This window comes from Kitasatospora sp. NPDC091257, assembly GCF_044757675.1.
Classification (GTDB): Bacteria; Actinomycetota; Actinomycetes; order Streptomycetales; family Streptomycetaceae; genus Kitasatospora; species Kitasatospora lactacystinica.
In genome coordinates, this window is the sequence record NZ_JBIVVI010000138.1 from 1 (window position 1) to 11,454 (window position 11,454).

At 72.2% G+C, this 11,454-nt stretch carries 9 protein-coding genes, 1 tRNA gene and 1 pseudogene; 7 read left to right on the forward strand and 4 right to left on the reverse strand.

The genetic code is table 11. From position 1 onward, the window contains the following. Positions 1-227: pseudogene (locus tag ACIQOV_RS09320) on the reverse strand (hypothetical protein); the annotation flags it as partial. Positions 228-338: 111 nt separating this feature from the next. Between ACIQOV_RS09320 and ACIQOV_RS09325 the strand changes: the two are divergent. Continuing rightward, on the forward strand, positions 339-1,136 hold the full coding sequence (locus ACIQOV_RS09325; protein ID WP_401046694.1) for a methyltransferase domain-containing protein: 798 nt from the start codon (positions 339-341) through the stop codon (positions 1,134-1,136). A 45-nt stretch (positions 1,137-1,181) separates the two neighbouring features. Here ACIQOV_RS09325 and ACIQOV_RS09330 read toward each other — a convergent pair whose 3' ends face one another. Both ACIQOV_RS09330 and ACIQOV_RS09335 read right to left on the reverse strand, forming a co-directional pair. After that, positions 1,182-1,784: a TetR/AcrR family transcriptional regulator gene (locus ACIQOV_RS09330; RefSeq protein ID WP_359899730.1), complete on the reverse strand. Its 603-nt coding sequence runs from the start codon at positions 1,782-1,784 to the stop codon at positions 1,182-1,184. Positions 1,785-1,996: 212 nt separating this feature from the next. Then, positions 1,997-3,055: an acyl-CoA desaturase gene (locus tag ACIQOV_RS09335; protein ID WP_401046697.1), complete on the reverse strand. Its 1,059-nt coding sequence runs from the start codon at positions 3,053-3,055 to the stop codon at positions 1,997-1,999. A 248-nt stretch (positions 3,056-3,303) separates the two neighbouring features. On the opposite strand from ACIQOV_RS09335, the gene ACIQOV_RS09340 reads away from it, so the two are divergent. The 6 genes from ACIQOV_RS09340 (at position 3,304) to ACIQOV_RS09365 (ending at position 8,257) form a co-directional block, all read left to right on the forward strand. Then, positions 3,304-3,374: transfer RNA gene (locus ACIQOV_RS09340), tRNA-Gln, on the forward strand. Between the two features lie 143 nt (positions 3,375-3,517). Then, the gene (gene glmU / locus ACIQOV_RS09345) at positions 3,518-4,972 is read left to right on the forward strand and encodes a bifunctional UDP-N-acetylglucosamine diphosphorylase/glucosamine-1-phosphate N-acetyltransferase GlmU (protein WP_401046700.1); all 1,455 of its coding nucleotides are present in this window, start codon (positions 3,518-3,520) and stop codon (positions 4,970-4,972) included. A 202-nt stretch (positions 4,973-5,174) separates the two neighbouring features. After that, a complete protein-coding gene (locus ACIQOV_RS09350; RefSeq protein WP_359899724.1) occupies positions 5,175-6,152 on the forward strand; it encodes a ribose-phosphate diphosphokinase in 978 nt (325 codons plus the stop codon). Between the two features lie 280 nt (positions 6,153-6,432). Further along, entirely contained in the window at positions 6,433-7,020 is a 588-nt protein-coding gene (locus tag ACIQOV_RS09355; protein WP_401046703.1) for a 50S ribosomal protein L25/general stress protein Ctc, read from the forward strand. Between the two features lie 189 nt (positions 7,021-7,209). After that, the gene (gene pth, locus ACIQOV_RS09360; RefSeq protein WP_401046705.1) at positions 7,210-7,788 is read left to right on the forward strand and encodes an aminoacyl-tRNA hydrolase; all 579 of its coding nucleotides are present in this window, start codon (positions 7,210-7,212) and stop codon (positions 7,786-7,788) included. A 187-nt stretch (positions 7,789-7,975) separates the two neighbouring features. Continuing rightward, positions 7,976-8,257 carry a hypothetical protein gene (locus ACIQOV_RS09365; protein ID WP_401046708.1) on the forward strand — a complete coding sequence of 94 codons (282 nt, stop codon included), beginning with the start codon at positions 7,976-7,978 and terminating at the stop codon, positions 8,255-8,257. A gap of 196 nt (positions 8,258-8,453) precedes the next feature. Here the strand turns inward: ACIQOV_RS09365 and ppc are convergent, their stop codons facing one another. Further along, entirely contained in the window at positions 8,454-11,252 is a 2,799-nt protein-coding gene (gene ppc, locus ACIQOV_RS09370) for a phosphoenolpyruvate carboxylase (protein ID WP_380358697.1), read from the reverse strand. Positions 11,253-11,454 lie beyond the last annotated feature (202 nt).

The following is an 11,454-nucleotide window of genomic DNA, read 5'->3' on the forward strand; positions in this document are numbered from 1 at the left end:
TCTTCCACCGCTACCAGACCGCACCCAACAGCGGCTGGTCCGGCTGGGAGGCCACCGGCGGAGGCCCCGCCAACAGCGAGATCGAACTCGGCGAAGGCGGTGCGGCGGGCGCGGTCCAGGTGCCGGGCGAGCCGGCTGACCCGGCTGAGCACCTCCAGCGGCTCCACGTCGAGGTCGGGGCGCTCCCGGCGCCACGCTGCGACCAGCCTGTCGACCTCGTCCTCCATGACGATCAGTGTATCGGTGGATGTGTCGATGTGAAGTCTCTTGACATCGAGAAATGTGCCAGTGAGGCTACCGCGAGATATCTTGATGTCGAGATACCTGCGAGGTGAACCGTGACCACCCCCGTCTGGGACCCGGCGCAGTACCTGCGCTTCGCCGACGAACGCACCCGCCCGCTGCGCGACCTGCTCGCCCGCGTCCCCGCCCTCCCGCACCCCGGTGCCGAGGTGATCCTGGACATCGGATGCGGCCCCGGCAACTCCACCGCCGTGCTGCGCGAGCGCTGGCCGCGGGCCCGCCTCACCGGCGTCGACAACTCCGCCCCGATGCTGGCCACCGCCCGCAGCGAGGGCGAGCCCGACGCCGAGTACCTGCTCGCCGACGCCCGCGACTACGACCCGGCCCCGGCCGGGCCCGACCTGATCGTCTCCAACGCCACCCTCCAGTGGGTGGACGGACACCTGGCGCTGCTGCCGCGCTGGGCGGACGCCCTCGAACCCGGCGGGGTGCTCGCCTTCCAGGTGCCCGGCAACTTCGACGCCCCCAGCCACACCCTGCTCGCCGACCTGCGCCGCAGCGCCCGCTGGCGGGACGCGCTCGGCGAGGAGGCCGTACGGGCCGGCGTCCATCCGCCCGAGCGCTACCTCGACGCCCTGGCCGCCGCCGGCTGCCTCCCGGACGTCTGGGAGACCACCTACCTGACCCTTCTGCCGGGGCCGGACCCGGTCCTGGAATGGGTCAAGGGCACCGCGCTGCGCCCGGTCCTCACCCGGCTCGCCGACCCGGCCGACCGGGCGGCCTTCCTCGCCGAGTACGGGCGGCTGCTCCGCGAGGCGTATCCGGCCGGGCCGCACGGGACGGTGTTCCCGTTCCGGCGGATCTTCGCCGTGGGGGCCGGGCGGTCGGGCTGAGCCGGACGGGCCGTGGCCGGGCCGGGGCGTTCCGGCCCCGGCCGGTCAGGCCGTGCGCTCGCCGACCAGCCTCGGGTGCCGCTCCAGGCCCTCCAGCCCGTGCCAGGCGAGGTTCACCAGGTGCGCCGCCACCGTCGCCTTGTCCGGCTTGCGGACCTCCAGCCACCACTGCCCGGTCAGCGCGACCATCCCGACCAGCATCTGCGAGTACATCGGGGCCAGCCGGGCGTCGAAGCCGCGGGACTTGAACTCCAGGCCCAGGATGTCCTCGACCTGCGTGGCGATGTCGCTGATCAGCGAGGCGAAGGTGCCGGTCGACTGGGCGACCGGGGAGTCCCGGACCAGGATCCGGAAGCCGTCCGTCGAGGTGTCGATGTAGTCCATCAGCGCGAAGGCCGCCTGCTCCAGCAGCTCGCGCGAGTGCCCGCCGGTCAGGGCCCCGGTCACCATGTCCAGCAGCAGCTGCATCTCGCGGTCGACGACCACCGCGTACAGCCCCTCCTTGCCGCCGAAGTGCTCGTACACCACGGGCTTGGACACTCCGGCGCGCTCGGCGATCTCCTCCACAGAGGTGCCGTCGTAGCCGCGTTCGGCGAAGACCGTCCGGCCGATCTCCAGCAGCTGCTCGCGCCGCTGCTTGCCGGTCATCCGGACCCGGCCGCCCCGGCGGCGGGGGGCCGCGGTCGAGCCGCCGCCGGCGCCCCGGTCCGGACCCCCGTCGCCGGTGCCGGCCGCCGGTGCAGCGGCCCGCGGACGGGCCTGCGCCGTGGCGGGCGCCGCGTCCGTCCGCGTGCCGTGGTGACCGCCTGTGCTGTCTGCGCTGCTCCCGTTCACCCCTACATCATGCTGGAAGCGCCGCCTCATGCGGCGCGGCGGGCGGCGATCCGCTGCGCGTCCGGCCAGCGGACGTCCCGGACCCAGCCGGCCAGCTCGAACCAGCGGATCAGCCGGGCCGAGGAGTCGATCTGCCCGCGCAGCACCCCGTGCCGGGCCGCGGTCGGGTCGGCGTGGTGCAGGTTGTGCCAGGACTCCCCGCAGGAGAGCACGGCGAGCCACCAGACGTTGCCGGAGCGGTCCCGGGAGCGGAACGGGCGGCGGCCGACGGCGTGGCAGATCGAGTTGATCGACCAGGTGACGTGGTGCAGCAGCGCCACCCGGACCAGCGAACCCCAGAAGAAGGCGGACAGCGCCCCCTCCCAGGACAGGCTCACCAGGCCGCCGATCAGCGCGGGCAGCAGCAGCGAGATGGTGGTCCAGAGCCAGAACAGCCGGGAGATCCGCCTTATGGCCGGGTCGCGCACCAGGTCGGGGGCGTACGTGACCTGCGAGGTCTGCTCCTCGTCGAACATCCAGCCCATGTGGGCCCACCACAGGCCCTTCATCAGCGCCGGGACGCTCTCCCCGTAGCGCCACGGCGAGTGCGGGTCGCCGTCCTTGTCGCTGAACCGGTGGTGCTTGCGGTGGTCGGCCACCCAGCGCACCAGCGGGCCCTCGACCGCGAGGCTCCCGGCGATCGCCAGCGCCAGGCGCATCGGGCGGTTGGCCTTGAAGGCGCCGTGGGTGAAGTAGCGGTGGTAGCCGATGGTGATGCCGTGGCAGGTGAGGTAGTACATCGCGACGGTGATCGCGAGGTCCGTCCAGCCCAGTCCCCATCCCCAGGCCACCGGGACGGCGGCGACCAGGGCGGTGAACGGCACGAGGATGAACAGGGAGAGCGCGATCTGCTCGGCCAGGCCCTGTTTCTCCCCGCCACGGGTGGCGGACAGCCGGGTGGCCGCGGCGTCGGCGTCGGTGGGCCCGCCGGCCTCGGTGATCAGGGCCGGTTCGGCCGGACCGGTGGGATCGGCGGGATCGGAGTCGGAAGGCGGGGTGCGGGACGCGGCGTTCCCCGCGCGCGCCTCGCCGGCCTGGATGGTCATGGGGGTCCCTTTGCGGCGTCCCGGAGCGGGAGAGAAGCGGAGCTACGTTGGCGTAACCTACGGCATCGTAGGTTGCGCTCCGTGTCCAGGGGAACACTCCGCCGCGCGGCGCTTGAGTGAATTCACCCGACTGGATGGATGAACCGGAAGCCCGGCGCGTTCGGTCGCCGGGGGCGGAATCGGGCCCGCGGATCGACGCAAGTCGATACCCACGGCAGGGCCCTCTCCGGTAGGGTCTGACACGACTGTCCGCCGTGGTGTAATGGCAGCACAGGGCCCTTTGGAGGCCTTTGTCTGGGTTCGAATCCTAGCGGCGGAGCCTCTGCACGCCTCGGGTTCGGGCGTTTTCCCTCGCGCCGGTATTGTCGGTGCTGCTCGGCGGACTGTGCGAATGGCGACCGGCCTGGGTCCGGGCCGGGCCTGCTCTGCCCTCTCTGTGAACTTACCGAGGAGCCTCCCCGCATGGGTGCCAATTCGCTTGCCGCCGTTGTCGTGCTCGCCGCCGGTGGCGGGACCCGGATGAAGTCGAACAAGCTGCCCAAGGTGCTGCACGAGGTGTGCGGGCGCTCGCTGGTGGGTCACGCGGTCTCGGCGGCCCGGGAGCTGACGCCCGGCCAGCTGGTCGTGGTGGTCGGCCACCAGCGCGAGCAGGTCGAGGCACACCTGGCGGAGCACTACCCGGCCACCCGCACCGCGGTGCAGGTGGAGCAGAACGGCACCGGGCACGCGGTGCGCACCGCGCTGGAGTCGCTGGCCGCCGACGGTGTGGCGCTGGACGGCACGGTCATCGTCACCGCCGGCGACTCGCCGCTGCTGACCGGGGAGACCCTGCGCCGGCTGTCCGACGCGCACATCGCCCAGCAGAACGGGGTCACCGTGCTGACCGCCGTCGTCCCGGAGCCCTTCGGCTACGGCCGCATCCTGCGGGACGAGGACGGCACCGTCGCCGCGATCGTCGAGGAGCGGGACGCCAGCGCCACCCAGCGCGCGATCACCGAGATCAACTCCGGCGTCTTCGCCTTCGACGCCAAGCTGCTCACCGCGGCGCTGGGCGAGCTCACCACGGACAACTCGCAGGGCGAGGAGTACCTGACCGACACCCTGGAGATCCTGCGCAAGGCGGGCCACCGGGTCGGCGCCGTGGTGGCCGAGGACCACCGGGACATCCTGGGCATCAACGACCGGGTCCAGCTGGCGCAGGCCCGCCGGCTGCTGAACGACCGCCTGCTGGAGCGGGCGATGCGCGAGGGCGTCACCGTGGTGGACCCGGCGACCACCTGGTTCGACGTGCAGGTCAGCTACGAGCCGGACGCCGTGGTGCTGCCGAACACCCAGCTCCAGGGCGCCACGCACCTGGGCGAGGGCTGCGAGGTCGGCCCGAACTCGACCCTCAAGGACACCCTGGTCGGCGCCGGCGCCCGGGTGAGCAACACCACGGCCGACCGCGCCGAGGTGGGCGAGCTGGCCACCGCCGGTCCGTACGCCTACCTGCGGCCCGGCGCCAGGCTGGCCCGCAAGGCGAAGGTCGGCACCTACGTCGAGGTGAAGAACTCCGAGCTGGGCGAGGGCGCCAAGGTGCCGCACCTGTCCTACATCGGCGACGCGACGATCGGCGAGGGCACCAACGTCGGCGCGGCCTCGGTCACCGTGAACTACGACGGCGTGAACAAGCACCGCACGGTCATCGGCGCGCACTGCCGCACCGGCTCGGACAACATGTTCATCGCCCCGGTCACCATCGGTGACGGCGCCTACACCGCCGCCGGTTCGGTGATCACCGGCGACGTCCCGGCCGGGGCGCTCGGTGTGAGCCGGGCCACGCAGCGCAACATCGACGGCTGGGTCGAGCGCAAGCGCCCCGGGACGGCATCCGCGCAGGCCGCGCAGGCTGCGGCGGACGGGGCCGAGCAGGCCTGAGCGGGCGGGCCGGGGGCCCGGGGGCGGTCCCGAGGCGGACGGTTTCTGCGCGGGCGCGTAACCTTGGGGACATACGTGCGCCACTGGGCCTACCGCCCGTGTCCAGGCGTACCGACAATTCCCCTACCCGTGCCACGAGCGGGCCCTGCCTGCCCGCCACCGGGTCGAGGGTTCAGCGTTCGCAACGCGAGGAGACGGTGCAGTGAGCGGGATCACGACGTCGGGTGAGAAGAAGCTGAAGCTCTTCTCCGGCCGTGCCCACCCGGAGCTGGCGAAGGAGGTGGCCGAGGCGCTCGGGACCGAGCTGGTCCCCACCAAGGCCCTGGACTTCGCCAACGGCGAGATCTACGTCCGCTTCCTGGACTCCGCGCGCGGCGCGGACTGCTTCGTGATGCAGAGCCACACGGCTCCCATCAACCAGTGGATCATGGAACAGCTGATCATGATCGATGCTCTGAAGCGGGCCTCCGCCAAGAGCATCACCGCGATCCTGCCGTTCTACGGCTACGCCCGCCAGGACAAGAAGCACCTCGGCCGCGAGCCCATCTCGGCCCGGCTGATCGCCGACCTGCTGCGCCAGGCCGGTGCGGACCGCCTGATGGCCGTGGACCTGCACACCGCGCAGATCCAGGGCTTCTTCGACGGCCCGGTGGACCACCTGTTCGCGCTGCCGCTGCTGGCCGACTACATCGGTGGGAAGGTCGACCGCTCCAAGCTGACCGTCGTCTCGCCGGACGCCGGCCGGGTGAAGGTCGCCGACCAGTGGTGCGACCGGCTGGACGCCCCGCTGGCGATCATCCACAAGCGCCGCGACATCACCCAGGCCAACACCATCCTGTCGGCCGACGTCGTCGGTGACGTCAAGGGCCGGGTCTGCGTGCTGGTCGACGACATGATCGACACCGCCGGCACCATCTGCGCCGCCGCCGACGCGCTGTTCGACAACGGCGCCGCGGACGTCGTGGTCGCGGCCACCCACGGTGTCCTCTCCGGCCCGGCCGCGGACCGGCTGAAGAACTCGCGGGTCAGCGAGTTCGTGTTCACCAACACGCTGCCCACCCCGGCGGAGCTCCAGCTGGACAAGATCACCACGCTCTCCATCGCCCCGTCGATCGCCGCCGCGATCCGCGAGGTGTTCGAGGAGGGCTCGGTGACCAGCCTCTTCGAGGGTGTGCACTGACGAAGGCCCGTGCAGGCGGCCCCGGTCCGGACGGACCGGGGCCGCCGCCGATTTCGCGGGAGGCCGCAGGTGCGGTTAGACTCGTGAAACTGCTCGGCGAGGGATGCCGTGTGCCCGTTCGACGGGTGCCCGATCCGTGATCGACGCGCTGCCGGTGCCGGATTCCCGTCCGCCCGGCAGGCCGTTGCCGCCGAGTGACCCCCGAACGTACTGAGGGTGTGGTCCCGGCGGTTTTTCGCGTTGCCTGCACCCCCGCGCCATTTCCACGAGGAGTGCAGTCGTGTCCGAGATCCGTATTGCCGCTGAGACCCGTTCCGAGTTCGGCAAGGGTGCCGCCCGTCGTGCCCGCCGCGCCGGCTTCGTCCCCGGTGTCGTCTACGGCCACGGCCACGCCCCGGTTCACCTGAACCTGCCCGGCCACGACCTGATGATGGCCCTGAAGACCCCGAACGCCCTGCTGGTCGTGCCGATCGAGGGCAAGGACGAGTACGTGCTGCCGAAGGCCGTCCAGCGCGAGGCCATCAAGCGCACCATCGAGCACGTCGACCTGCTGCTGGTCAAGCGCGGCGAGAAGGTCACCGTCGAGATCCCGGTCCACACCGAGGGCGAGCTGGCCCCGGGCGGCAACCTGGTGGAGCACGTCCTGCAGTCCCTGCCGATCGAGGCCGAGGCCACCCACCTGCCCGAGTCGGTCACCGTCTCCGTCGAGGGCCTGGAGGCCGGCGCCTCCATCCACGCCAAGGACATCGTCCTGCCGGTCAACGTCTCGCTGGCCGTCGAGGCCGACGCCGTCGTGCTGCAGGTCATCGCCGCCCAGGCCGCCCCGGTCGAGGACGAGGCCGCCGAGGCCGAGGGCACCGAGGCCTGAGCCTCCTGTCGCCCAATTGCTGAGACCGCTGCCCCGGTCGCTCCCGCTGGAGCGACCGGGGCAGCGGTGTGTCCGGGATGATGACGTCGAGCGCGAAGGCGAGGAGAGAAGCGTGAGCGAGCGCAGCGAGCGAGCCATGGAGAGGTGCGCGGTCCGCGAAGCGGCCGCCGAGCGCAGCGAGGTGGGCGCATGAGCGAGGACTACGACGGCCCCTGGCTGGTGGCGGGGCTGGGCAACCCCGGGGAGCAGTACGCCCGGAACCGGCACAACATCGGCTTCATGGTGGTGGACCTGCTGGCGCAGCGGATGGGCGCCAGGTTCAAGGCGCACAAGAGCCGGGCGCAGGTGGCCGAGGGACGGCTGGCGGGCAAGCGGGTGGTGCTGGCCAAGCCGATGTCCTTCATGAACCTCTCCGGCGGGCCGGTGACGGCGCTGCGCGACTTCTACAAGGTGCCGGCCTCGGCGCTGATCGCGGTCCACGACGAGCTGGACATCGACTACGCGGAGCTGCGGCTGAAGCTGGGCGGCGGGGACAACGGCCACAACGGCCTGAAGTCGATCACCAAGTCGCTGGGCCCGGACTACCACCGGGTGCGCTGCGGGATCGGCCGTCCGCCGGGCCGGATGGAGGTCGCGGACTTCGTGCTGAAGGACTTCTCCTCGACCGAGCGCAAGGAGCTGGAGTGGTTCGTGGACCGCTCGGCGGACGCGGTGGAGGCGCTGCTGTCCGAGGGGCTGGAACGGGCCCAGGGCACGTACAACTCCTGATCGCCGCTGACCGTCCGTCAGGACCGTGTGCGGGTACGCAACGGTCGTACAACGCTTGCCCGTCCACACCTGATTCGGTGTGAGAACCCCGCGCGGGATCGGATAGCGTCGGCTTGGTACGCGAACGAGTCCTGGGGAGTTCTCGATGCGGGGATTGCGTCCGGTCCGCCGAGCGCGGTGGAGCCGGGTGGCCGGGCTGAAGCGGCTCGGGCGGCGGGTCGGTACGGCCGGTGCGCTGGGGGTGGCCGGCGTCCTGCTGTCGGGCGGTGCGCTGGCGCACGCGGAGCCGGTGGCCGAGTCGGACCCGGCGGTCTCCCCGGAGCCGGCGGCGGCGCAGTTCGGCCCGGTGCTCGGCGATTCGATGGGCCCCGACGCCGGGCTGCTGGCGGTCGGCGGCGGCCTGGTGGTGGCGGCCGGCGGCGCGGCGCTGTGGCTGAAGCGCAGGCGCGCGGGCGAGGTGGCGGAGTAGCACCCCCGCGCGGATCAGCATCCCTGCGCGGATCAGCATCCCTGCGCGGATCAGGACCCCCGCGCGGATCAGGACCCCTGTGCGGAGCGGGAGTTCCGCACTGAGCAGCACCCCCTCCGTGCGGAGCGGGAGCCTCACGGCGATGGGCCGGTGTCCCGGACGGGACACCGGCCCATCGGCCGTTCTCGGGCGGCCGTCAGCCGGTGTTGCGCAGGCCGGCGGCGATGCCGTTGACGGTCAGCAGCAGCGCGCGGGCGCGCAGCGGGTCGTCCTGGCGCCCGGCCGAGAGCTCCTCGCGCTGGCGGCGCAGCAGCGCGACCTGGAGGTAGGAGATCGGGTCGAGGTAGGCGTCGCGGACGGCGAAGGTCTGCTTCAACACCGGGTTGTGCTCCAGCAGTTCGTTCTCGCCGGTGAGCCGCAGCACCTCGCGCAGGGTGAGCGCGTGCTCGGCCTTGATCTCGTCGAAGACGTGGCGCAGTTCGCCGGGCACCAGCTGCTCGACGTAGTGCTGGGCGATCCGCAGGTCGGTCTTGGCCAGCGTCATGGCGACGTTGGACAGGAAGTTGCGGAAGAAGTGCCACTCGCCGTACATCTCGTCCAGCACGCCGCCGAGGCCCGCCGCGCGGGCGGCCGCGAGGCCGGAGCCGACGCCGAACCAGCCGGGGACGATCTGCCGGGACTGGGTCCAGCCGAACACCCACGGGATGGCCCGCAGGCCGTCCAGGCCGGCGCCGGAGTCGGGGCGGCGGGACGGGCGGGAGCCCAGGTGCAGCGAGGCGAGCTGGTCGACCGGGGTGGCGGCGAAGAAGTACTTCGGCAGGTCCTCCTGCTCGACCAGGCCGCGGTAGGCGGTGTGGGCGGCCTCGGAGACCTGGTCCATCGCGGCGTCCCAGCGGGCCAGCGACTCGGGGGCCTGGCGCGGGGCGGTGTGCAGCGCGGAGGCGGAGAGCGTGGCGGAGATGGTCAGCTCCAGGTTCTCCCGGGCCAGCGAGGGGAGCAGGTACTTGTCGGAGATGACCTCGCCCTGCTCGGTGACCTTGATCTCGCCCTCCAGGGTGCCCCAGGGCTGGGCCAGGATGGCCTCGTGCGAGGGGCCGCCGCCGCGGCCGACGGTGCCGCCGCGGCCGTGGAACAGGCGCAGCCGGATGCCGTAGCGGTGGGCGACGTCGCGCAGGCGGCGCTGGGCGCGGTGGATCTCCCACTGGGAGGTGGTGATGCCGCCGAACTTGGAGGAGTCGGAGTAGCCGAGCATGACCTCCTGGACGTCGCCGCGCAGCGAGACGAGCAGGCGGTAGGACGGGTCGGAGAGCATCTCGTCGAGGATGCGGTCGGCCTGCTGGAGTTCGTCGGTGGTCTCCAGCAGCGGCACGATGCCGATCTTGGCGATGCCGGCGTGCAGGTCGATCAGACCGGCCTCGCGGGCCAGCACGGTGGCCGCGAAGACGTCGTCGGCACCCTGGCACATGGAGATGATGTAGCTCTCGACGATCTCGTCGCCGAAGCGCTCGAAGCCCTGGCGGATCGTGTTGAACACGCCGAGGGTCTTGGTGCCGGCCTCGTCCAGCGGGGCCGGGGTGGGGGCGAGCGGGCGGCGTGAGCGGAGTTCCTTGGCGAGCAGCTTCTGCCGGTACTCGCGGGGCATGTCGGCGTAGCGCCAGGCCTCCTCGCCGAGCCGGTCGAAGAGCTGGCCGAGGGCGTGGTGGTGGGCCTCGGCGTGCTCGCGCACGTCCATGGTGGCGAGCTGCAGGCCGAAGGCCTCGACGGTGCGGATGGCGCGGGCGAGGCGGCCGTCGGCGATGAGCTCGCCGCGGTGGGCGCGCAGCGAGTCCTGGATCAGCCGCAGGTCGGCGATCAGCTCGCGGGTGCCGAGGTAGTCGCGGCCCTCGACGTGCGGGGTGCCGCCGGCCAGCCGCTCGCGGGTGTTCTCCAGCTTGAGCCGGATGCAGGTGGCCTTGAGGCGGTAGGGCTCCTCGGCGTTCATCCGCTTGTAGCGCGGGCTGAGTTCGGGGAGCAGGTGCAGATCGGTGTTGAGCGAGGCGAGCAGTTCGACCGAGGCGCCGGCCAGCCGCTCGGAGGTGGAGAGCGTGTTGCGCAGGTCGTCGATCGCGGAGAGCGCGTCCTTGATGCCGTACTCGTGCTGGAGGTTGAGGACGTCCCAGGTGACCTGCGGGGTGACGTTGGGGTTGCCGTCGCGGTCGCCGCCGATCCAGGTGCCGAAGGTGAGCGGCCGCACGCCGTCGGGCAGGCCCAGGCCGACCCGGGCGAGCTCCTCGTGCAGCTCCTCCAGGACCTCGGGGACGGCCTCGCGGTAGAGCTCGTCCAGGTAGTAGACGGCGTTGCGGGCCTCGTCGGTGGGCTCGGGGCGGGCGATGCGCAGCTCGTCGGTCTGCCAGAGCAGGTCGATGACCTCGGCCAGGCGGCGGTCGGCGGAGCGCTTGGCGCTGCTGGTGCGGGCCTGGTCGGCGGCGGCCAGGCCGGAGGTGACCTCGTCGCGGTGGATGCGGTCGAGGAGCTCGCCGATCCGGCGCAGCTTGTTGAGGACGCTGCGGCGGGCGGCCTCGGTGGGGTGCGCGGTGAAGACCGGGCGGACCGCGAGGTGGGCCAGGGTGTCCTGGAGGTGCTTGGGGTCGGCCTCGGCGAGCTGGTCGGCGGTCTGCGCGAGCAGCGAGCCCTCCCGGGCGCGGCGGGTGGCGAGCTCGCGGCCGCGGTGCACCTGCTCGGTGACGTTGGCGAGGTGGAAGTAGGTGGAGAACGCCCGGACCAGCTTGGCGGCGGTGTCCAGGTCGATGTCGGAGAGGAGTTCGGCGGTGGCCTCGCCGTCGGTGCGGCTCAGCAGGCGGACCTGTTCGACCAGGCCCAGCAGCTGGGGGCCCTCCTGGCGGACCAGCGTCTCGCCCAGCAGGTCGCCGAGGCGTCGGATGTCCGCACGCAGGGCGGCATTGTCGGCGACGACGGGCGTGGGGCTGTCCGCCGGGGTGGGGACCGGAGCGGTCACGGCTGGCTCCCTCTGGTGGTGGGGTTCGGCAACGGCTCATCGTCACAGGTCCACACGGGTGTGGCGGGTGTGACGCGTGCGGACCGCGCTGTCCGACGCGACCAGCATAGGTGTCGGGGCGGGTGCTGTCCGCGAGGTGGCCGGATGGCGGACAGGGCTGCCGAAAACCACCTGTGGTCTGGACCACTTGACGGCTTCGGGG